The 21387-nt window shown below is 70.4% G+C and carries 21 protein-coding genes, 1 pseudogene and 1 riboswitch; of the genes and pseudogenes, 11 read left to right on the forward strand and 11 right to left on the reverse strand.

Going from position 1 to position 21387, the window contains the following annotated elements:
• Nucleotides 1-106: 106 nt before the first annotated feature.
• The 3 genes from ACWDTS_RS19265 to ACWDTS_RS19275 form a co-directional block, all read right to left on the reverse strand.
• Entirely contained in the window at nucleotides 107-715 is a 609-nt protein-coding gene (locus ACWDTS_RS19265; protein ID WP_450118828.1) for a transglycosylase family protein, read from the reverse strand.
• Nucleotides 716-741: 26 nt separating this feature from the next.
• A riboswitch (cyclic di-AMP (ydaO/yuaA leader) is annotated at nucleotides 742-914 on the reverse strand.
• Nucleotides 915-1162: 248 nt separating this feature from the next.
• Nucleotides 1163-1555, reverse strand: coding sequence for a YccF domain-containing protein (locus ACWDTS_RS19270; protein WP_450118829.1), 393 nt, complete (start codon nucleotides 1553-1555; stop codon nucleotides 1163-1165).
• Complete coding sequence (locus ACWDTS_RS19275; RefSeq protein ID WP_450109211.1) at nucleotides 1552-1794, reverse strand: hypothetical protein; 243 nt, start codon at nucleotides 1792-1794, stop codon at nucleotides 1552-1554. Before ACWDTS_RS19275 ends, ACWDTS_RS19270 begins: the two co-directional genes overlap by 4 nt.
• A gap of 149 nt (nucleotides 1795-1943) precedes the next feature.
• Between ACWDTS_RS19275 and ACWDTS_RS19280 the strand changes: the two genes are divergently transcribed.
• Nucleotides 1944-2357 carry a cold-shock protein gene (locus ACWDTS_RS19280; protein WP_197252490.1) on the forward strand — a complete coding sequence of 138 codons (414 nt, stop codon included), beginning with the start codon at nucleotides 1944-1946 and terminating at the stop codon, nucleotides 2355-2357.
• 85 nt (nucleotides 2358-2442) lie between these two features.
• Here ACWDTS_RS19280 and ACWDTS_RS19285 read toward each other — a convergent pair whose 3' ends face one another.
• The 3 genes from ACWDTS_RS19285 to ACWDTS_RS19295 form a co-directional block, all read right to left on the reverse strand.
• The gene (locus tag ACWDTS_RS19285) at nucleotides 2443-2931 is read right to left on the reverse strand and encodes a DUF2771 domain-containing protein (RefSeq protein WP_197252491.1); all 489 of its coding nucleotides are present in this window, start codon (nucleotides 2929-2931) and stop codon (nucleotides 2443-2445) included.
• A 2-nt stretch (nucleotides 2932-2933) separates the two neighbouring features.
• Complete coding sequence (locus ACWDTS_RS19290; RefSeq protein WP_450118830.1) at nucleotides 2934-4652, reverse strand: MFS transporter; 1719 nt, start codon at nucleotides 4650-4652, stop codon at nucleotides 2934-2936.
• Nucleotides 4653-4722: 70 nt separating this feature from the next.
• Nucleotides 4723-5559 (reverse strand): glutaminyl-peptide cyclotransferase, encoded by an 837-nt coding sequence (locus ACWDTS_RS19295; protein ID WP_450118831.1) that lies wholly within the window; start codon nucleotides 5557-5559, stop codon nucleotides 4723-4725.
• Nucleotides 5560-5630: 71 nt separating this feature from the next.
• Here ACWDTS_RS19295 and ACWDTS_RS19300 point away from each other — a divergent pair.
• The 3 genes and pseudogenes from ACWDTS_RS19300 to ACWDTS_RS19310 form a co-directional block, all read left to right on the forward strand.
• Nucleotides 5631-6500 (forward strand): annotated as a pseudogene (locus tag ACWDTS_RS19300) (DUF3027 domain-containing protein); the annotation flags it as partial.
• A 238-nt stretch (nucleotides 6501-6738) separates the two neighbouring features.
• On the forward strand, nucleotides 6739-9543 hold the full coding sequence (locus tag ACWDTS_RS19305; RefSeq protein ID WP_450118832.1) for a sacsin N-terminal ATP-binding-like domain-containing protein: 2805 nt from the start codon (nucleotides 6739-6741) through the stop codon (nucleotides 9541-9543).
• Nucleotides 9540-10079: a phosphatase PAP2 family protein gene (locus ACWDTS_RS19310; RefSeq protein ID WP_197252853.1), complete on the forward strand. Its 540-nt coding sequence runs from the start codon at nucleotides 9540-9542 to the stop codon at nucleotides 10077-10079. Before ACWDTS_RS19305 ends, ACWDTS_RS19310 begins: the two co-directional genes overlap by 4 nt.
• Before the next feature lie 25 nt (nucleotides 10080-10104).
• On the opposite strand, the gene ACWDTS_RS19315 is transcribed toward ACWDTS_RS19310, so the two are convergent.
• Nucleotides 10105-10353, reverse strand: a complete 249-nt coding sequence (locus ACWDTS_RS19315; RefSeq protein WP_197252852.1) for a DUF2530 domain-containing protein — start codon at nucleotides 10351-10353, stop codon at nucleotides 10105-10107.
• Between the two features lie 81 nt (nucleotides 10354-10434).
• On the opposite strand from ACWDTS_RS19315, the gene ACWDTS_RS19320 reads away from it, so the two are divergent.
• The 4 genes from ACWDTS_RS19320 (at nucleotide 10435) to ACWDTS_RS19335 (ending at nucleotide 13654) form a co-directional block, all read left to right on the forward strand.
• Nucleotides 10435-11889: an NCS2 family permease gene (locus ACWDTS_RS19320; RefSeq protein WP_420753874.1), complete on the forward strand. Its 1455-nt coding sequence runs from the start codon at nucleotides 10435-10437 to the stop codon at nucleotides 11887-11889.
• Nucleotides 11890-11933: 44 nt separating this feature from the next.
• Nucleotides 11934-12365: an Rv0880 family HTH-type transcriptional regulator gene (locus ACWDTS_RS19325; RefSeq protein WP_197252850.1), complete on the forward strand. Its 432-nt coding sequence runs from the start codon at nucleotides 11934-11936 to the stop codon at nucleotides 12363-12365.
• Nucleotides 12366-12578: 213 nt separating this feature from the next.
• The gene (locus ACWDTS_RS19330; protein WP_197252858.1) at nucleotides 12579-13385 is read left to right on the forward strand and encodes a TrmH family RNA methyltransferase; all 807 of its coding nucleotides are present in this window, start codon (nucleotides 12579-12581) and stop codon (nucleotides 13383-13385) included.
• Nucleotides 13382-13654, forward strand: coding sequence for a DUF2537 domain-containing protein (locus ACWDTS_RS19335; protein WP_197252849.1), 273 nt, complete (start codon nucleotides 13382-13384; stop codon nucleotides 13652-13654). The genes ACWDTS_RS19330 and ACWDTS_RS19335 overlap by 4 nt, the downstream gene beginning before the upstream one ends.
• A gap of 15 nt (nucleotides 13655-13669) precedes the next feature.
• Here the strand turns inward: ACWDTS_RS19335 and ACWDTS_RS19340 are convergent, their stop codons facing one another.
• The 4 genes from ACWDTS_RS19340 to ACWDTS_RS19355 all read right to left on the reverse strand — a co-directional run bounded on the left by ACWDTS_RS19340 (nucleotide 13670) and on the right by ACWDTS_RS19355 (nucleotide 17917).
• A complete protein-coding gene (locus ACWDTS_RS19340; RefSeq protein WP_450109214.1) occupies nucleotides 13670-14377 on the reverse strand; it encodes a DUF6928 family protein in 708 nt (235 codons plus the stop codon).
• 11 nt (nucleotides 14378-14388) lie between these two features.
• A complete protein-coding gene (gene sepH, locus ACWDTS_RS19345; RefSeq protein ID WP_450109287.1) occupies nucleotides 14389-15303 on the reverse strand; it encodes a septation protein SepH in 915 nt (304 codons plus the stop codon).
• A gap of 236 nt (nucleotides 15304-15539) precedes the next feature.
• Complete coding sequence (gene serC, locus ACWDTS_RS19350) at nucleotides 15540-16661, reverse strand: phosphoserine transaminase (protein WP_197252847.1); 1122 nt, start codon at nucleotides 16659-16661, stop codon at nucleotides 15540-15542.
• A gap of 128 nt (nucleotides 16662-16789) precedes the next feature.
• Complete coding sequence (locus ACWDTS_RS19355; RefSeq protein WP_450118833.1) at nucleotides 16790-17917, reverse strand: citrate synthase 2; 1128 nt, start codon at nucleotides 17915-17917, stop codon at nucleotides 16790-16792.
• A 210-nt stretch (nucleotides 17918-18127) separates the two neighbouring features.
• Between ACWDTS_RS19355 and pdxH the strand changes: the two genes are divergently transcribed.
• The 3 genes from pdxH to ACWDTS_RS19370 all read left to right on the forward strand — a co-directional run bounded on the left by pdxH (nucleotide 18128) and on the right by ACWDTS_RS19370 (nucleotide 21076).
• Complete coding sequence (gene pdxH / locus ACWDTS_RS19360) at nucleotides 18128-18781, forward strand: pyridoxamine 5'-phosphate oxidase (protein WP_450118861.1); 654 nt, start codon at nucleotides 18128-18130, stop codon at nucleotides 18779-18781.
• Nucleotides 18778-20055 (forward strand): MFS transporter, encoded by a 1278-nt coding sequence (locus tag ACWDTS_RS19365; RefSeq protein ID WP_248675392.1) that lies wholly within the window; start codon nucleotides 18778-18780, stop codon nucleotides 20053-20055. Before pdxH ends, ACWDTS_RS19365 begins: the two co-directional genes overlap by 4 nt.
• A gap of 103 nt (nucleotides 20056-20158) precedes the next feature.
• Nucleotides 20159-21076, forward strand: coding sequence for an aldose 1-epimerase family protein (locus ACWDTS_RS19370; RefSeq protein WP_197250850.1), 918 nt, complete (start codon nucleotides 20159-20161; stop codon nucleotides 21074-21076).
• Nucleotides 21077-21387 lie beyond the last annotated feature (311 nt).

The raw sequence follows: 21387 nt of genomic DNA on the forward strand, positions 1-21387 counted from the left end.
AAATGGTTGTTTAACGCAAACATTCGTTTTTACGAAAAGTCGTTCAGACAACAGCGCGCGGCGCCCCCGCCGTGCGGCGGGGCGGCCCCCCTTCTCTGTGTTCGTGTCAGTTCGGCAGGATGGCCGTGACCTGATCGACCAGGCCCTGATCGACCGGGATGCCGGCGGCGCGCAGCGCCTCGATGCCCTGGGCGAAGCCTTCCTTGGCACTCTGCGGCGCGAGGAACGGGATGCTGTCCTGCAGGGTCGGCGCGGCCTCGGGAGCGGCCTGCGGAGCAGACTGCTCCCGAGGCGTCTCGACCTTGTCCGCGAGCGTGCCGGAGGTCGGCGCCGAACGCTGGGTGGGTGCGCTGCTCAGGCCGAGGCTCGAGGAGCAGGACGGCCATGCGCCCCAGCCCTGGCCTTCGAGGACCCGCTCGGCGACGGCGATCTGCTGGTCGCGGGTGGCCTGGTTGGCGGTCGGTGCGTACTGCGTGCCGCCGTAGGCGTTCCAGGTGCTCGGCGAGAACTGCAGGCCGCCCTGGTAGCCGTTGCCGGTGTTGATACCCCAGTTGCCGCCGGACTCGCACTGCGCGAGGCGGTCCCAGTCGGAATCGGGGGCTGCGTTGGCGGTGCCGCTGAATGCGACGCCGGTGACGCCGAGAACCGCGCTGGTCAGCGCGAACTTCGCGACGGTACGGCCGGTGTTGGTGGGCTTGCGATGGCGTCCGCTCATTGCTCCGGTTCCTCTCCGCACGCGCCTACGAGGTCAGCTGTCGGGTTCGGGCTGAAGAGGTAGCCCGGCCGCGACGCTCCCGCTGGGAGCGATTCGGCTTCACCCCTAGGGCCGTTGCTGGTGCTCGTGCCCGGGTGCCTCCTGGGAACTTCCGCTCCCTGGGAGACCGTGTGGGTCCCCCGTTTCCTGTCCCCTGGATCGTTCGTTGGGGGTCCGGTTCCGCGGGACAGGATTTGGCGCGGCGGATCCGGGTCGGCCGGACCAGTCCGACCGGATTCGAAGGTAACGGTTCCGGGGGCGGAGTGTCACCAATTGATAACGCGCGATGTTTCGCGCGCGATGAGGTGACCTGGGTGAGTCTGCTCGAGAACGCGCAGGTAGTGCCCTATCTGTGGGCGTCCGGCCCGTTCGAGGCCGGAATGTTATCGGGGCGTGATGTGACTAACGTCACAGGTGTGGCTGGAGTGATCGGACGGAGACGATGTCCTTGCCGAGGGGCATCAGCGAGATCGGGATCATCTTCAGGTTCGCGAGGGCGAGCGGAATCCCGATGATCGTGATCGCCATCGCGACCGCGGTCACGATGTGCCCGATCGCGAGCCACACGCCCGCGACGATCACCCAGATGATGTTGCCGATCAGCGAACCGACCCCGGCCGTCGGCTTGTCGACCACGGTCTTGCCGAACGGCCACAGCGCATACACGCCGATGCGGAACGCCGCGATGCCGAACGGGATTGTGATGATCAGCAGGCAGCAGATGATGCCGGCGAGGAAGTAGCCCAGTGCCAGCCACAGTCCGCCGAAGATCAGCCAGATGAGGTTGAGCAGGAACTTCACGATCCACCTCCACGCGCGCGACGGCCCGACCGCAGGGCGAACGCGATTGCCAGCAGGAAGCCCAGCGGCCAGGCCGCGGTCAGCGAATACAGCACCAGGCCCGGTTTGCCGTCCGTGACGACCGGGGTCAGGAAAATCAGGACAACTGCGACGATACCGACGGCGAAGCACACCAGCGCTGCTTTCAGCAGGCCGGTGCCCGGACGCGTAGAAGAATCGGAAGTACCCACGTCGTCCACGGTAGTGGGTCGCGCAGGTACGTGGCCCTCGCACGGGTCGGGGTACACTGGCGGCCGTCTACGCGTCCCGCACCCGATTGCGGGGCGCGTTGTTTTGCATATCCACAGGTGCCCGGACGGGTACAGCTGTCGAGGAGCGGGTGAGCGCGGTGCCAAGCGGCAAGGTGAAGTGGTACGACGTCGAAAAAGGCTTCGGCTTCCTGTCCCAGGAGGAAGGCGAGGACGTCTACGTCCGGGCGTCCGCACTCCCGGAAGGGGTGGAGGCCCTCAAGCCGGGACAGCGCGTCGAGTTCGGCATGGCAGTCGGCCGCCGCGGCCCGCAGGCACTGAGCGTGAAACTGCTCGAACAGCCCACCCTGCGACAGAAGGGTGGTCGCCGCGAGAGCACCGCGGACAAGAAGCGGCGCAGCCCCGACGAACTGCACGGCATGATCGAGGACATGATCAACCTGCTCGAGGCGTCGGTCCAGAAGGACCTGCGGCGCGGCCAGTACCCGGACCGCAAGGCCGCCCAGCGGATCTCCGAGGTGCTGCGCGCCGTCGCCCGCGAGCTCGACTCCTGATTTTCGTCACCGCACTCACGACGAGGGCCTCCGGTGATGCACCGGAGGCCCTCGTCGTTGAAGATCGGGTCGTGTGACGGATCGGTCAGTAGGTCTGGAGTGCCCAGACCGCGTGGGCGATCGCGGTGCCCGTCTCGTCCTGCACGGCCGACGGCAGCTGGATCTCGACGCCGAGCAGCTGGATCGACGGATCGGACGGGACGGTGACCGCGCGCTGCTCACCGGGCTCGAAGAGGCGCCCGTCCACGAACGTCTGGCCCGTCTTGGGATCGCCGTAGACGACGATCAGGCGCCACGGGGCGTCGGAGATCTCGGACGGCAACGACAACTGCAGCGGGAACCCGGCCGGAACGTCGAGCATGCCCAGCGGATTCTCGACGCATTCCTCCAGGTAGAGGTTGCAGTGCTGGGTCGGCTCGACCGTCACGCTCTTGCCGTGCGCGAAGGCGGTGATCGTCGGGAGCTGCGGTTCGGCCGAGTCGACGAGCTTCCACACCACCGCGGCGAGACCACCCGCCGCCAGCAATACGACCACCGCGATCAGCGCGATGATCTTCTTCGTCCGGGCCTGCAGCGTCATCTGATTCCGTTCCTGCTCGAATGTCCGGCCGCGCGCGGGGTGCGCCGGCCGGCGGTCTCTTGGTCGGCGTGCTCGGGACGTTTACCGCCCAATCCGGGCAGCAGCGTCTTCCCACGGTAGGTCAGGATCGTCTGGGTCAGTCCCAGAACCAGCACCACCGTGACGACACCGAAGCCGATCCAGTATTCGGGCGGCAACAGGACCCCCAGCGCGCCGCCGGCCACCCAGCTCAGCTGGAGCACCGTCTCCGAACGTCCGAACCCGGACGCGATCGATTCCTCCGGCAGATCCTGCTGCAGCGACGCGTCCAGCGACACCTTCGCCAGGGCGCTCGCACACGCCGCGACCAGCGCCGCGGCGGCGGCCGCGAAGATGTTGTCCGTCGCCGCGACGATCGCGGACACGATCACCACCGCCGCGGTGCAGCGGACGACGATGAGCGCGGGACGACCCAGCGCCAGCCGCGCCCCCGTCGCGTTGCCGGCGAAGTTGCCGATCGCCGCGGCCGCGCCGACCAGGCCCAGCATCGCGGCCTGCACGAGCGGGTCGTGCTCGGTCTTGGACTTCGCGACGAACGCGATGAACAGGGTCAGGAATCCGGTCAGCACCCGGATCGTGCCGTTGCCCCACAGTCCGGTGACCACCGCCCGGCCCAGCGGCTGACGGCGTCGCGTGCCGGGCGGGGTGATCACCTCCGTCTTGGTGTCGAGCATCTCGGTGCGGGCCTCGGACCCGTGATAGGACAGCGTCGCCGGGACCTCGCCCTCGGTGACCTCCACCCACGCGGGGATCCGCATGCTCAGGTACGCGCCGAACGCGGTGATGCCGGCGCACAGCCACAGCGCACCCGACGAGCCGAACAGCCACGCCGCGGCGCCGGCGACCGCACCGGCACCCAAGGTGCCGCCGACCAGGCCGAACACGGTCAGCCGGGAATTGACCCGGACAAGATCGATCTCCGGGGGCAGCACCCGTGGCGTCACCGCCGATTTCAGCACCGAGAACGATTTGCTCAGCACCATCATCGCCAGCGCCGCCGGGTACAGGCCCCAACTGTCGAAGTTGAACACGAGCACCACCGCAAGGACGCAGCGCAGCGCGAACGACGCCGCCAGCGCCAGCCGGCGACCGTGCTGCAACCGATCCAGCAACGGGCCGATCAGCGGGGCGATGATCGCGAAGGGGGCGATCGTGATGAGCAGGTACAGCGCGACCTTCGTCTTGTCCTCGCCGGTCGCGGCCGAGAAGAACAAGGTGTTCGCCAGCGCTACCGCGATCGCCGCGTCGCTCGCGAAGTTCGCCATCGTCGCGTACATCAGCGCCGTCAGCCCGGACTTGTCGGCGCCGTCCGCGGTGGCCGCGCGCCGGAACGTGGCGATGCCCTTGTTCGTCAGCTCCCGGCTGCGCAGGGCCGCGACCCGGGTCACGGTCAGCTTCCGCGGCATCCGCGGGGCGCGCGGTGCGTCGGACTCCGAGGCCGCGCGCGCGTCGTCGCGGGGTTTGCGATTCCCGTCGAGGGGGTGCAGCGGCGGCAGCGGAGTGCGCCGCGACCCGATGTGCCGCGGGGGCGGATAGTTCCGGTAGCCGGGATGGCTCGCCTCGGGGTCGGGCCGGCCGGGACGCGAGGAGCGCGGAGCCGAACGGGAGTCGCTGCCGTCGGCGTCGGCACGGCCGCGCGCCGGGTCGGCGGGTCGGCGCTCGTCCGGATCGGTCACGCCTCCGATTCTTCCCCACCGTCCCCCGGGGGCGCAGACAGGTCCCGGCGTGAGATGTGATCCATGGTGCTCACGGGACGAATCGCACCTCGAACATCGTGGGCCAGTACTTGCCGGTGACGAGGAACCGGTCGGTGCCCGGCACCTGCGCGATCCCGTTGAGAACGTCGATCTCCGCGCGCTGCTCGTCGGTGAGCGCGTCGCGCAGGGCACCGGCGTCGATGGTCGCGGTCACGCGCCCTGAGCCCGGGTCGATGCGGACGATCCGGTCGGTCTGCCACACGTTCGCGTAGACGGATCCGTCCTCGGCGCACTCGAGCTCGTTGAGGTTGTCGATCTCACGGCCGTCGACGCGGACGGTCGTGCTGCCGAGCACGTCGAAGGTCGCCGGATCCCGGAACGTCAGGGTGGACGAACCGTCGCTCATCACCAGACGGTCCCCGGCCGCGCACACGCCCCAGCCCTGGCCGTCGTACTCGACGTGGTCGCGGGGAGTCAGCGTGTCGCGGTCGCGGGCGATGGCCACCCCGTCCTTCCAGGTCAGCTGCCACACCGTGTCCCCGGCCACGGTGATGCCCTCACCGAACATGTCGTCGGGAACAGGTACCCGCGTGCGTTCGACACCGGTGTCGAGGGTCCGCGCCGACAGGTACGACCGACCGCTCCGGCCCGTGCCCTCGAGCAGTTCGCCGTCGGAGATCTCGAGGCCCTGGGTGAACGCTTCGGGATCGTGCGGCCGGCTCGCGACGATCTCGGCGCGCAGCCGGTCGGCGGGCGGACCGGGGTCGGGGACGGGTGCGTCGCCGCACCCGGCGAGGATTCCGGCGGCGAGCAGTGCGGCGGCCGGGGCCAGGACACCGGCGGTTCGGATCGGCCCGGGGAGTTTGCTGTCCTGTCGCGGTCGCACGCTGCCATCATCGCAGTCGTCGGCCGCCGTCCCGGCGGCCAAGGGTCGCGCTCCCGTTCGGGTGCGGCAGAATGGGAGCCGTGAGTGCTGTGTCTTCTGCTGATGCCCCCAGCGCGGAAAGCTCCGCCGAGGCTGTGCGACCTGTCCTCGCCGATGCGGTCGACATCGCCCGCGCGGCTCTCGACGAGCTCGGCGAAGGCGGGATCGGCCCGCATCTGGGTGTGACCGCGGAGAACGACTGCGCGGCCACCCACCGTTTCGTCGCCGACCTGCCCGGTTACCGCGGTTGGCAGTGGGCGGTCGTCGTGGCCGCTGCTCCGGAGTCCGATCACGTCACCGTCAGCGAGCTGGCGTTGCTGCCCGGACCCGACGCGCTGATCGCACCCGAATGGCTTCCGTGGAGCGAGCGGATCCGCCCCGGCGACCTCGGCCCCGGCGACCTGCTGGCCCCCGCCCCCGGCGATCCCCGCCTGGTGCCCGGATACGTCGAGACCGGCGACCCAGAGGTCGACGAAACCGCACTCGAGATCGGTCTCGGCCGTCGCCAGGTCATGAGCCTGGAAGGTCGCCTCGACGCGGCCCAGCGCTGGTTCGAGGCATACGGGCCGGACACCGAGATGGCGAAGGCCGCCCCGTCGACCTGCATGCTGTGCGGATTCTTCCTGCCGCTCGCCGGGTCGCTGCACGCGGCGTTCGGGGTCTGTGGAAACGAGTTCGCCGCGGACGGGCACGTCGTGCACGCCCAGTACGGCTGCGGTGCCCATTCGGACACCACCCTTCCGACCGGTGCGGGTTCGCCCCGTTTCGACGCGTACGACGACGCGGCGGTGGAGATCGTCGCGACCGCCGCGCCGGCGGAGTCGGACACCGCCGCGCCGGCGGAGTCGGGCACCGTCGAGGCCGAAGGGCCCGAGCAGCCCGCCGAGCCGACTGTCACCGAGGAGTCGACGGTCACCGACGAGGTGCCCGCCAGCGAGGAGCCGACGGTCACCGATCAGGTGCCCGCTGCCGAGGAGCCGAGCGCCACCGACGAGGCGCCCGCCGAGGAGCCGACGGTCACCGACGAGGCGCCCGCCGAGGAACCGACTGCCACCCACGAAGCGCCCGCCGAGGAGCCCACTGTCACCGACGAGGCGACGACCAGCGACGACACCGGCCGGCCGGAACAGACCGACTGACGTGACCCAGGCCGACCCCGCGGACCCGTTCGGTACCGCGGCGCTGCGGGACGGCACGCTGCTCGCGTGGCGGTCGTCGCCCACCCGCCTGCGGGAGGACACCGCCACCGAATCGGACCTCGTCCGTGCCGGCTACCGCGACCGGGTACTCACCGAACTCGCCCAGAACGCCGCCGACGCCGCGACCCGCGCGGGCATCACCGGCGCGATGCGGGTGTGGCTCGGCGACGACGGCCTGCACGTCGCCAACACCGGTTCCCCGCTGGACGGCCCCGGCGTGCAGGCGCTGACAGCGCTGCGGGCGTCCGCGAAGACCGGGGGAGTCGGACGCTTCGGTGTCGGCTTCACCGCCGTCCTCGCGGTCTCCGACGACATCGAGATCCGGTCCCGGACCGGATCGATCCGCTTCTCCGCCGAGCGCACCCGCGCGGTGTTGCGCGAGCACGACCTGACGCCACCGCGGTCCGGAGTGCCGGTCCTGCGCCTGGCGTGGCCCACCGCCGAACCTCCCGTGTCCGGCTCCGACACCGAGATCGTGCTGCGGTTGCGCCCGGATGTCGACGCGCGGGCCCTGCTCGACGGATTCCGCGCCGAAGCCGCGGAACTGCTGCTGGAACTGCCCGCCCTCGGCTCGATCACCGTCGGCGACGACGAACTGATCCGCACCCGCACGGACCTCGGCGGCGGCGTCCACGAGATCGTCGTCGGTGAACGCCGCTGGTGGGAGGGCGAAGGACCGCACGCGCGCTGGCTGGTTCCCGTCACCGCCGCCGGGGAGATCACGCCCCTCGGCGACGACGTGCTGCGCGCCCCCACCCGGTCCGACGAGGAACTGTCGCTGCCCGTCCTCGTCGTCGCCGACGTGCCGATGCAGCCGGACCGGCGGCGGCTGCTGCCCGGCGCCCCGCTCGACCGGATCGCCGAGGGCTACGCGCGGTTCGCCGCGGCCCTGCCCGCGGACCAGCGGATCGCGCTGGTACCGGTGCCCGGGTTCGCGCGCAGCGAGGCCGACGGACTGCTCCGGGAGGCCGTGCTCGCGGAACTGCGCACCCACCCCTGGCTTCCCGCCGCCGCTGGCGGCGGCAGCCGCCACCAGATCGCCCGCGGTGGCGACGACCTGGTGCCCGAACGCGCGACGGCGCTGGACGGGCTCACCGACGAACTGGCCGAGGCCCTCGCCGACGTCGTGCCCGGTCTCGTCGCGCCCGCGCTGTGCGGGCCGCGGTACGCGTCGCTGCTCGCCGCGGTGGACGTGCACCGGATCGGCCCGGCCCGGGTTGCCGAACTGCTCGCCGGACTCGACCGCGACCCGCAGTGGTGGCGCCGGTTGTACGACGCGCTCGAGCCGCTCGTCGTGGACGCGGTGGTCGCGGAGGAACTCGCGTCGATTCCGGTGCCGCTGTCGGACGGGCGTCTCGTCACCGGTCCGCGCACCACCGTGCTCGGAGCCGATCTGGGGGTGGACGGCCCGCTCGTGCTGCCGTGGGTGCGGCTGGTGCACCCGGACGCCGCTCACCCGTTGCTCGCGCGGCTCGGGGCCGGCACCGTCACCGCCGTCGATCTGCTGTCGGACCCCGCGCTGTTCGCCGCCGTCGAGGACGTCGACCCCGACGACGACGAAGCCGCCGCGGAACTCGCCGACACGGTGCTGCGGCTCGCCGGGCACGTTCCCGGCGGCTCCCTGCCCCGCGATCTCGGGGCCCTGCTGCTGCCCGACGTCGACGGCGAGCTGGTTCCCGCCGACGAACTGCTCCTGCCCGATGCGCCCCTCGCCGATGTTCTCGTCGACGAATCACCTTTCGGGACAGTCGATTCCAAGGTGATCGACCGGTACGGCGTGGACGCGTTGCGGGCCGTCGGGGTCGGCTGGGGTTTCACCGTGCTGCGCGCGGAATTGCCCACCGGTCCGGACCACGACCTGCCCGACGAGGGGCAGTGGTGGGAGACGGTCGACACCGACCCGGACACCCTCGTCGCGGTCCGCGACCTCGACCTCGTCGACGAAACCCGATGGGCAAGAGCCCTGACGCTGCTCGCCGCGGATCCCGACACCGCCGACGCGCTGGCCGACCGCGAGGGGTACACCGCGTGGTGGCTGCGCACCTACGCGGTTCTCGACGGGCAGCCGCTGGGACGATTGCGCGCCCCCGACGACACGACCTTCGAGGGCCTGCTCGATCCGTGCCCGCACCCCGACGCCGACCGGCTGCGGGCGTGCCTGGCGTCGCCGGTCGTCGACAGCACCGCACTGGCCGCGCTGCTGCTCGACCGCCTAGCGGACCCGGACCGTGACCCGGCACCCGCGGTCGTCGCCGCCGCGCACGGTGCCCTCGCCGCCGCGTACGCGTCCGGGGTTCTCGACGTCGCCGCACTGGACCTGCCGGACGCCGTGCGCAGCATCGCCGGGACCGTCGTCGACGCGGCCGACGCGCTCGTGCTCGACCGTCCGTGGCTCGCCGCCGTCGTCCCCGCGGAACGGATCGTGATGGGCACCACGGCAACTGCGGGTGCACTCGCCGAACTGCTCGACCTCCCGCTCGCGTCCGACACGGTGTCCGCCGAACCGACCGGCCCGGGCCGGGCCACCGAATGGTCGCGGGAACCGCAGGCCGTGCTCGCCGCCGCGACCACCGGGGTGCCCCTGCCCCAGGGACCGCTGACCGTTCACGACCGGCTCGTCGTGAGCTGTTCGGGTGCGGTGACGGGGGAGCGCGAGGTGGCCTGGTGGGTGGACCGATCCGGCACCACCCACTGCACGCCCGCCGGGTTCGCCGCCGCCGTGGCGAGCGGTGGTGCCGGGTCGTGAGCGTCGACGTCGCGGTACTCGACTGGATGCTCGGCGTCCGGGAGCCGCCGATCACGACCGCCGTCACCGTCGTCACCCACACCGGCGGCACGGTGGGGGTCACGATCCTCGCGATCGTCGCGACCCTGTTGCTGATGCGTGCGTCGCGGCCGCAGGACGCGCTGCTCGTCGCCGGCGCGGTTCTCACCGGCTGGCCCGTGATGAGCCTGCTCAAGCTGCTGTTCGGTCGTGCCCGGCCGCCGCAGCCGGAGCGGCTGGTGGACCTGTCGACGCACTCGTTCCCGTCCGGCCACGCGATGATGTCGGCGATCCTGGCGGTCACGCTCGCGGCCGTTCTCGCCCGGTCCGCGCGTCCGCAGGGCCCGTGGCGCGCGGCGCTCTACGCCGGTCTCGCCGGCTACACCGTGGCCGTCGGACTCTCCCGCGTCTACCTCGCGGCGCACTGGCTGACCGACGTCGTGGCCGGCTGGATCCTCGGGTCGCTGTGGGCTCTGCTGTGGGTGTGGTTGGTCACGCGGGTGCGGATCCGTCGCTGACGCACCCGGCTCGCGGCCCGATCCGTCAGTTCAGCCCGACCTGTGCCCCGCGCCGGCCGCGGCGCGCGGCGCGCCGCTGAACGAGGAAGAGCGCAGATCCCAGCAGCCCCACCACGATTCCGGCCACGCACACCGGAAGCGCCGCCGACCAGCGGTCTCCGACGACGAGAACGACGATCGTCGCGACGAGCCACGCGACGGTGCCGAGGGCGAGCGCGGGCCGGGGATCGGCGAGGCGTCGGACCTGCGCGGCAACGTCATCTGCGTCTTTCACAATTTGCAGACTAGTAGTTCCGCGCTGCAATAATCTCCCGGTTGCGACTCGAGCAAATCTTCTCCGGAGTGGATATTCGACATGGCCGTAGGCACCGGTTTACTGGACACCTATTTCAAGATCACCGAACGTGGTTCTACGGTGTCCCGGGAAGTCCGCGGCGGTGTGGTCACCTTCGTCGCGATGGCCTACATCGTGGTGCTCAATCCGCTCATCCTCGGTAGCTTCTCGCCCGAGGACGCCACCGCCAAGGTCGACGTGCTCGGCAACATCCTGCCGATCAACCAGGTCGCCGCGGTCACGGCACTCGTCGCCGGACTGATGAGCATCGTGTTCGGCATCATCGCCAACTATCCGTTCGCGCTCGCCGCGGGCCTGGGCATCAACAGTCTGCTCGCGGTGACCATCGCGCCGCAGGTGACGTGGCCGGAGGCGATGGGCCTGGTCGTCATCGACGGCATCATCATCGTGGTCCTCGCACTGACCGGATTCCGGACCGCGGTGTTCAATGCGATTCCGCCGGAACTCAAATCGGCCATCGCCGCCGGCATCGGTGCGTTCATCGCGTTCATCGGCCTCGTCGACGCCGGTTTCGTCCGCCGCATCCCCGACGCCGCCGGCACCACCGTGCCCGTCGGTCTCGGCATCGACGGCTCGATTGCGTCGTGGCCTACCGCGGTGTTCGTCTTCGGTGTGCTGCTGATGGGTGTGCTGGTCGTGCGCAAGGTGCGTGGCGGTCTGCTCATCGGCATCGTGATCACCACGGTGGTCGCGGCGATCGTCGAGGCGCTCACCGACGTCGGGCCGTCGATGGGCACCAACCCGAAGGGCTGGAACCTGAGCACCCCCGAGGTGCCCGGGCAGGTGGCCGGCATGCCCGATCTGAGCCTGGTCGGTGATGTCGACCTGTTCGGTGCCTTCACCCGCATCGGCGTGATCGCCGCGACGCTGCTCGTGTTCACCCTGGTGCTCGCGAACTTCTTCGACGCGATGGGCACGATGACCGGACTCGGTAAGGAAGCCGGTCTGGTCGACAAGGACGGCAACCTGCCCAACGTGGGCCGCGCCCTCGTCGTCGAGGGCACCGGTGCCATCGTCGGTGGCGCTGCCTCGTCGTCGTCGAACACCGTGTTCGTCGAGTCCGCGTCGGGTATCGCCGACGGCGCCCGCACCGGCCTGGCGAACGTCGTCACCGGTGTGCTGTTCCTCGCCGCGATGTTCCTGACGCCGCTGTACGAGATGGTGCCGATCGAGGCCGCCGCGCCCGCCCTGATCGTGGTGGGCGCCCTGATGATCGGGCAGGTCCGGGACATCGACTTCAGCAAATTCGAGGTCGCGTTGCCGGCGTTCCTGACCATCCTGGTGATGCCGTTCACCTACTCGATCGCCAACGGCATCGGCGTGGGCTTCATCACCTGGGTGGTGCTGCACGCGGCGAGCGGGAAAATCCGCACGCTACATCCGCTGATGTGGGTCGTAGCAGCATTGTTCACGGCATATTTCGTGGTGGATCCCATCACCAACGTGCTCACCTAGAACATGTGTCGGTAGTTTCCATGGCATAACGTATTGTGCTCGCCATGACATCGGAAACACGTGCACTGGCGGGCGATCTCGCCCTGGCTGTCGTGCGCCTGACGCGTCATTTGCGGGGGAGACGCACCGATTCGCGAGTGTCCCTGACCCAGCTGTCGGCCATGTCGACGCTGAGCCAGGATGGAGCGATGACCCCCGGGGCACTTGCCGCGCGTGAGAAGGTCCAGCCACCGTCGATGACTCGCGTCATCGCATCACTCAACGATCTCGGTCTGGTGGAGCGCACGCCGCACCCGACCGACGGACGTCAGATCATCGTCGACCTGTCCGAGGCGGGGCGGGAACTGCTGCGCGACGAGGCGCAGGCGCGGGAGGCGTGGCTGACGGAGCGGCTGCAGCAGCTCGATCAGAAGAGTCTCGACACGTTGCGCGAGGCGGTGGGCATCCTCACCACGCTCGTCACCGAGGACAAGTAATCACCTGCTCGTCGGTACGGCGGCGGCGACCGTGCCGCACCCGTACCGACGAGACCGACATCACCGCGCTGCGGACGGTCGTCGCCCTGTGACCGGCCGGTCGTCGACGCAGCGCTCCCGGCCGCAGCGGCCTGGCAGCGCGACATTCCGGTGGACCCGGATTCCCCCGCCCCGACGCCTGCACGCGAGGCGTGAACTGGGACAATGGGCGACGTGGTTCACGTCATCGACATCGACGATCCCGCCGACCCACGGCTGGACGATTTCCGCGATCTCAACTCCTCGGATCGCCGCCCCGATCTCCCGGGCGGCAAGGGCCTGGTCATCGCGGAGGGCGTGTTCGTCGTGCAGCGCATGCTCGACTCGCGGTTCACGCCCAACAGCCTGCTCGGCGTCGACCGCCGGCTCGGGGAACTCGCCGACGACCTGCGCGATGTCGACGTGCCGTACTACCGCGCCTCCGCCGAGGTGATGGCCGAGGTGGTCGGGTTCCACCTGAACCGGGGTGTTCTCGCCGCCGCGTCCCGCCCCGAACCCCTCGACCTCGGGGACGTGCTAGAGAAGGCGACGACCGTCGCGGTGCTCGAGGGCGTCAACGATCACGAGAACATCGGCTCGATGTTCCGCAACGCCGCCGGTCTCGGCGTCGACGCCGTGCTCTTCGGCAAGGGCTGCGCCGACCCGCTGTATCGCCGCGCGGTGCGCGTGTCCATGGGCCACGTGCTGCGTGTGCCGTTCGCGCACCTGCCGAACTGGCCGCACGACCTCGATCTGCTGCGCGGTCGCGGTTTCCAGTTGATCTCGCTCACGCCGAACCCTCGGGCTGTTACCCTCGCCGAAGCGATGACGGGGGAGAAGGTGGCTTTGTTGCTCGGTGCCGAAGGTCCGGGACTGACCGAGCACGCGATGCGTGCCACCGACGTGCGAGCGCGTATCCCCATGGCGCCGGGCACCGATTCGCTCAATGTCGCGACCGCTGCCGCCATGGCGTTCTACGAGCGGGTGCGGATCCCGAGATGACTCGCTCCGCTCCCTCGGCAACCCCGTGGGCAACCGGTCTGACCCTCACGGCGTTCGCGCTCATCGTGACCGTCGTGACGGTCGTCGCGTTCGGTTCGGTGCTGGTGGGCATCAGTCCGGTGCTCGCCTTCGGGGTCAACCTGGTCGCCGGTGCGGGTGCCGCCCCGACCTTGTGGGTGTGGAGCCGGATTCCGTTGTGGCGCTGGGTGGCTGTGGGTGTCGCCGCGGGCATTCCCCTCGGCTGGCTGATCCTGCTGACGTCGTTGTGATCTCCGGTTCGGCCGTCAGCGGAGGAGTCCCCACCAGCGACGTCGCCGTCGTTCCGGCGGTGGAGTGAAATCCGTTGCGGGCGGCGGTGTCTCGCCGTCGCGGTAGAGACCGAACCGCCAGACCTCGATGTCGGCCGGATCCGGCTCTCCGGATTCGCGGCCGATGTACCGGAAGCCGAGCCAGGCCGCGTTGGCGGTCTCGACGAGACGGCGCGGATGGAACGGCAGTGCCTGCGGGGGAGGGGTGACATCGACGGGCCAGCGCACAGGATGGTCACCGGCCCAGAACGGCCGTTCCCACACGAACGGCACGCCGTGATCCTCGAAGATGTCGACGGTCGTCGCGCTGAACGCGCGTCGCAGTTCCCCGTGGTGCCACTGCGCGAACGCCCCCAGAGCCCGCGGCGGATCCGACCGGATCAGGTAGGTGTGCTCGGAACCCAGTGTGTGCGTCCAGGTTTCGGGCGTCTTCGACGGCTGCTGCGGCAGGTCGGGACTGCACACCACCGTGACACCCGGATAGCTGCCCACGTACACCCGGTCCCGCTCCGCGCACGCGGCGGCCTCTACCAGCGGAACCCGTTCCAGCGGAACCGAATTCAGATCCGGATAGAGTCGCCCCACGAGCGCATGCGCGGAATCGCGGTCCGGGCGGGCGGAGCACAACACCGCGGCCGGTTCGGGGGCGTCGACGTACCAGAGGGTCGAGACGGACGCCGCCATCGGGACGTTCCTCAGGCGCGTCCGTTGCTGCGCACGCCGAGGAGCACGTCGTCCCAGGACGGCAGCGCGGGCTTGCCGCGCTTGTCCTTGCCCGGCGTGTGCTGCGGTGCCAGCTTGGGCTGCGGATCGTCCTCGGGCTCGGCCACGGCCTCGACGTCCTCGTCGGAGTCGACGGCCGGGGTCTCGGCCTCGGCCGTGACCTGCTGCTCGGCCGGCTCCGGCTCCGCTCGATCCAGGGTGATCGGCTCCGCGGCGGCCGACGCCCGCTCGCCCACCGTGTCGGTGTCGAGGGTGTCGTCGACGTCCCGAGCCGAGTACACCGGCGTCAGATACCGCAGTGGCCGGGCGCAGTCCGGATCGACGAGGTCGCTCGCGATGTCGTCGAGCGCGACGATCGTGCCGCCGTGCGCGTCGGGCTGATACCGCCAGTGCGCACTGTTGGTGGACCGTCCCGCGTTCCACTGCAGCTGCGCGACCCAGTGGCCGTCGTCGTCGCGCCACGCGTCCCAGGTCGCGGCGTCGATGTTGTGACCGCGGGTGCGGAAGGCCTGCGTGACGATCTCGAGTAGGGTTTCGACCGCGGGGCCGTCCGGCCGGACCGGGTGACCCTGCTGCGCCATCTCCGCGGCCCGCGACCGCTCGAGCAGCACCGGGTAGGCGAAACGCTCGACCTTCGCCATCGGAATGCCGGCTTCCTCGGCGACCTGCTCCACGGATGCGCCGCTGCGGATCCGGGCCTGGATCTCGCGGGGGCGGAGCTGGCTGTTGGTCTCGATCTGGATCTGGCCGAGACGCGCGAGGTCGCCGCGGGCGGCGGCGCGCAGGGTGTCGTCGACAGGGATGCGGAACTTGTCGCCGGTCGCGGGATCCGCGAGCACGACGTGGGAACCGTCGGGCTCGAGGCCGACCACTCGAAGCTCTCGCACCATGACCTCCTCGCGCCGGTTCGCGACTGACCCGCCCGACTGTAACGGAACGGTGGGGGCGGTGAGGTCAGGACACGCCGCGCCACGCCCGGCGGGTTGTCGTGCAACCTCCCCCGGGACGCGCTATGGTGCTGGGTTCACTGGAAGTCTCGACCAGGAGTCGAGGGTTTCACCCGGGGTGGGAAACAGCGGAGGACCGGACCCACCGGGCCCGGTCCTCCACCGTCACGTGGAACTCAGAGCTGGCCGACGACCCAGTCGATGCACTTGGTGAGCTGGGTGACGTCCTCGGGATCGATCGCCGGGAACATGCCGATGCGCAGCTGGTTGCGGCCCAGCTTGCGGTACGGCTCGGTGTCGACGATGCCGTTGGCGCGCAGGATCTTCGCGACCGCCGCGGCGTCCACCGAATCGACGAAGTCGACGGTGCCGACGACCTGCGAGCGGTAGGCCGGATCGGCGACGAACGGCGTCGCGTACTCCGAAGCCTCGGCCCACTCGTACAGGCGCGACGACGAATCCTTGGTGCGCGCGGTGGTCCACTCCAGACCGCCGTTGTTGTTCATCCACTCGATCTGGTCGGCGAACATCAGCAGCGTCGCGAGCGCCGGGGTGTTGTACGTCTGGTCCTTGACCGAGTTGTCGATCGCGATCGGCAGCGACAGGAACTCGGGCGTGAAGCGGCCCGACTCCTTGATCTCGGCGACACGCTCGAGCGCGGCCGGGCTCATCAGCGCCACCCACAGGCCACCGTCGGCTGCGAAGCACTTCTGCGGCGCGAAGTAGTAGGCGTCGACGTCGGCGATGTTCACCGGCAGACCACCGGCACCCGAGGTCGCGTCGATCGCGATGAGGGCCTTCTCCGAACCCGCCGGGCGGGAAACCGGGACCGCGACACCGGTCGAGGTCTCGTTGTGCGCCCAGCCGATCAGGTCGACGTCGGGGTCGGCGACGATCTCCGGAGCCGAACCCGGCTCGGCCGACACGACGACCGGGTCGCCGATGAACGGGTTCTTCTTCGCCACCGACGCGAACTTCGACGAGAACTCGCCGTACGTGAAGTGCTGCGAACGCTCGCGGATCAGACCGAACGCGGCGGCGTCCCAGAACGCGGTCGACCCGCCGTTGCCGAGGACGACCTCGTAGCCCTCGGGCAGCGAGAACAGGTCGCGCAGGCCGCCTCGCACCCGCGCGACGACGTCCTTGACCGGCTTCTGGCGGTGGCTGGTACCGAACACCGAGGCGCCGACGTCGACCAGCGACTGCAGCTGTTCGGGGCGAACCTTGGAGGGGCCACAGCCGAAGCGGCCGTCTGCGGGCTTGAGGTCGGCGGGAATGATCGGTGAAGCGTCAGCCATCGGAATGCGTGTCCTAAGCGTCGAGGGACAGGTGCACAGGTAGTCTAGACCGCCCGTGTCACCGGCCCCGACACCGCATTTGCGTCCGATCCGGCCGGGGCCCTCCGATTCGCCCGAAGGCTGCCGGGTCAGCTGTGTGCGATGCTGTCCCAGCCCTCGACGCTCTCGGGGGAGCGCGGATCCGGTCCCGTGTAGATCGCGGCCGGTCGCACCAGTTTCCCGAGGCGCTTCTGCTCGAGGATGTGCGCGCACCAGCCGGCGGTACGGCCGCAGGTGAACATCGCGGGCATCATCGCGGCCGGGACCTCGGCGAAGTCGAGGATCACCGCGGCCCAGAACTCGACGTTGGTCTCGATCGCGCGGTCCGGGCGACGCTCGCGCAGCTCGGCGAGCGCGGCCTGCTCCAGCGCGGCCGCGACCTCGTAGCGCGGGGCGTTCAGACGCTTGGCGGTGTTGCGCAGCACCCGGGCCCGCGGATCCTCGGCGCGGTAGACGCGGTGCCCGAAGCCCATGAGCTTTTCCTTGCGGTCGAGGATGCCCTTGACCAGCGCGCGGGCGTCGCCGGTGCGTTCGGTCTCCTCGATCATCGGCAGCACCCGGGCGGGGGCGCCGCCGTGCAGCGGTCCGGACATCGCGCCGACCGCGCCGGACAGGGCGGCGGCGGCGTCGGCGCCGGTGGAGGCGATGACGCGGGCGGTGAAGGTGGAGGCGTTCATGCCGTGCTCGGCGGCGGAGACCCAGTAGGCGTCGATGGCGGCGGTGTGCGCCGGGTCCGGCTCGCCCTTCCAGCGGACCATGAAGCGTTCGGTGACGGTCTTGGCCTCGTCGATGCGCTTCTGCGGGACCGCGGGCTGGTAGATGCCGCGGGCGGACTGGGCGACGTAGGACAGGGCCATCACGGCGGCGCGGGCGAGGTTGTCGCGGGCGGTGTCGTCGTCGATGTCGAGCAGCGGCTGGAATCCCCAGATGGGGGCGAGCATGGCCAGGCCGGCCTGGACGTCGACGCGGACGTCGCCGGTGTGGATCGGGAGGGGGAACGGTTCGGCCGGGTGCAGTCCGCGACCGAATTTGCCGTCGACGAGCAGTGCCCACACGTCTCCGAAGGTGACGCCGCGCTCGACGAGGTCCTCGATGTCGACACCGCGGTATCGCAGTGCGCCGCCGTCCTTGTCCGGTTCGGCGATGTCACTGGTGAAGGCAACGACGCCTTCGAGGCCGGCAACGAAATCCTCGGGTACTGACGCGCGCGATGCCACGGTGGACTCTCCTTGTTTTCGTGCGGCCCGGTCCGGGTTGCACTGCTTGTGAGGCGAGGCGCCGGAATGTGATGGGCACCCCACCGATGTCGTCGAACAAGACTGTAGACCTCCCCGCCGCAGGTCGGACCCGCAGTCTCCGGAGTAGCGTCTTCGCCCGTGTCGTCAGATCCGCAGAACCGACCCCGGCGTCCCGGGGAACTCGCCGCGATGCGCGTCGACTACGCGAAGGCCGGCCCCGAAGGGGCCGCGCCCGTCGACGCCGACCTCGAACCCGAAGACCTCGCCGGCGGCTGGCTGTCGCTGCTGAGGCGGTGGCTCGCCGACGCGATCGCCGCCGAGGTACCGGAACCGAACGCCATGGTGCTCGGCACGGTCGACGAGGACGGCCGCCCGGTGACCCGCACCGTGCTGTGCAAGGACATCGACGCGGACGGCGTCACCTTCTTCACCAACTACGAGTCGAACAAGGGCCGCCAGCTCGCGGCGCGGCCGTACGCGTCCGCGACGTTCGCGTGGCTTCCCGTGCACCGGCAGGTCACCGTGCGGGGACCGGTCACGCGAGTGTCGGCGGAGGAGACCGCCGAGTACTGGCACACCCGGCCGCGTGGTTCGCGGCTCGGCGCGTGGGCGTCGCGGCAGTCGCAGCCGATCGAGTCCCGGGCCGCGCTCGAACAGGCCATGATCGAGGTCGGGGAACGCTACGGCGTCGACGAGGACATCCCGGTCCCGCCGTTCTGGGGTGGCCTGCGGATCACCCCCGAGTCCGTCGAGTTCTGGCAGGGTCGTCCCAACCGCCTCCACAACCGCGTCCTCACCCGGCTCGTCGACGGGCAGTGGTCGACAGTTCGGCTCCAGCCGTGAAGCGCCTGCTCGCCGACACCACCCCGCTGCGCGACCCCGCCTACCGGCGGCTGTGGTCGGCGGGGGTCGTCACCACGATCGGCGCCCAGCTCGGTGTGGTCGCGGTGCCGCAGCAGATCTACGAGATCACCCGCAGTTCCGCCTACGTCGGCCTGACCGGTGTGTTCGGGCTGGTCCCGCTGGTGGTGTTCGGTTTGTGGGGTGGGGCGCTGGCCGATGTCATGGACCGGCGACGGCTGCTGACCATCACCACGACCGGTCTCGGCGTGACGGCGCTGCTGCTGTGGGCGCAGGCCGCCGCGGGACTGAACAACGTGTGGTTGCTGCTCGGGCTGTTCGCGGTGCAGCAGGCGTTCTTCGCGGTCAATCAGCCGACGCGGTCCGCGATCATCCCGCGGCTGCTGCCACCGGGACAGATCGCGGCCGCGACCTCGCTGAACATGACGGTGATGCAGTTCGGGGCGATCGCCGGACCGCTGCTCGCCGGGGTTCTCATCCCGGTTCTGGGGCTGTCCGCGCTGTATCTGCTCGACGCCGTCGCGCTGCTCGCCACGCTGTGGGCGGTGGTGCGGCTGCCGGCGATCCCGCCGCTCGGGGAGACCACGAAGGCCGGGCTGCGCGCGGTGTTCGACGGATTCCGGTACCTGTCGACGCAGAAGATCCTGCTCGCCTCGTTCGTGGTCGACATCGTCGCGATGGTCTTCGGCATGGCCCGTGCCCTGTTCCCGCAGATTGCGCACGAGTCGTTCGGCGACCCGGTGTCCGGCGGCTTCGCCCTCGGCCTGCTGTTCGCGGCGATGTCCGTCGGCGCGGTGCTCGGCGGCGTGTTCTCCGGCTGGCTGCCGCGGGTGCGCCGGCAGGGGCTCGCGGTGATCGTGTGCATCGCACTGTGGGGTGTCGCGATGATCGGTTTCGGTGTCACGGTCGCGTTCGCCGAGCCCGGTGACGGTCCCGTGCTGCTCTGGATCGCGTTGGCGTTCCTGGCATTCGGCGGTGCCGTCGACATGGTGTCGGCGGCCTTTCGCTCGACGATGCTCCAGACCGTCGCGACCGACGAGATGCGTGGCCGGCTGCAGGGTGTGTTCATCGTGGTCGTCGCCGGGGGACCGCGCATCGGCGACGTCGCCCACGGTGTCGCCGCGGCGGCGGTCGGCACCGCGGTCGCGGCTGCCGGCGGTGGGGTGCTCGTCGTGATCGGCACCGCGCTCTGTGTGCTCGCGTTCCCCGCGTTCGTGCGGTTCCGGGTCGCGAAAGAGGTCGTGAGGGTGTCGTAGGCGCCGGTGTGTACTTGTGGCGGTCCCGACCGCCACAACGACACACGGGCGCGGAGGCGCCGATTCGGTGGTGTGGATCGTCGCGGCCGTGGAAACTGTGGGCATGTCCGATCCGAGGGATTTCGGTATCCAGGGGAACGGGTACCGGGCTGTGGTGTCCAGTGCAGGCGGTGCGCTGCGTCTGCTCGAACACGAGGCGCCCGACGGCGCCTACGCGCTCACCGAGAGCTGGCCGGCCGGGGAGCGGCCACCGCTGTACAGCGGTGTCGTGCTCGCCCCGTGGCCGGGCCGGGTCCGCGACGGCCACTTCTTCTTCGACGGCATCGAACACCAACTCGCCGTGACCGATCCGGAGCACGGCGCGGCGCTGCACGGGTTCGCATGGGCGAGCTATTGGGAGTTGTTGTCGCACAGCGAGAATCGGGTCGTGCAGGCGCTCGAGGTCGGACTGCACAAGGGCTGGCCGTACCAGTTGCGGCTCACCGTCACCCACGAACTGGGGCCGGCCGGGCTGACAGTCACCCACACCACGACCAACATCGGCGGCTATCACGCGCCCTTCGGTCTGGGTGCGCATCCGTACCTGCGGGCCGGCGACTCCGACCTCGACGACTGCACGCTGCAGATCGCCGCCGGCACGCGGCTGCCCGTCGACCCGGAGCGGTCCCTGCCGAACGCGTACTCGCAGCCCGTCGCCGACAGCGATTACGACTTCACCTCTCCGCGGTCGCTGCGCGGCGTCACGCTCGACGCCCCCTTCAGCGCGCTCGACGAGGACGTCGACGGACGGGTCCGGCACGACCTGCTCGGCCCGGACGGTCGCGGCGTGCGGTTGTGGACCGGCCCGGGCTTCGGGTGGGTGCACGCGTCGATCGCCGACGACTATCCGGGCCGCGGCCGTGCCCTCGCGCTCGCGCCGGCGACGTGCCCGCCGGACGCGTTCAATCTGGGCATCGACATCGTCGTGTTGCAGCCCGGCGAGACGTGGACCGGTCAGTGGGGGCTGAGCGCCCTGGTCTGACGGGGCCGAGTGCCCCGGTCCGACGGGGGTCGAGCGCCCCGGGTGTGACCGTTGTACCGGTGCGGTGCACATTCGGCCGGACACGCCGGGGGTGCCTCACCGCGCGCGATCCGGTATCGTGATATCGATTTGCGTGGAGTGTTGTCGCAGGTGAGCGGCATTCACGTCCGTCGGTGTGCGCCGATCGCCGGGCACGACGAGGGTTCGCCTCCGCTTCGCATGGGTAGCCGTCCCGGGACTTTCGACCGACCCTCCCTGGGCGCCCGCCCCGGCCAGCGGCTAGGTTCTACGTGAATGTTCGGAAGTTTCTC

It is taken from the genome of Rhodococcus sp. NPDC003383 (assembly GCF_053589115.1).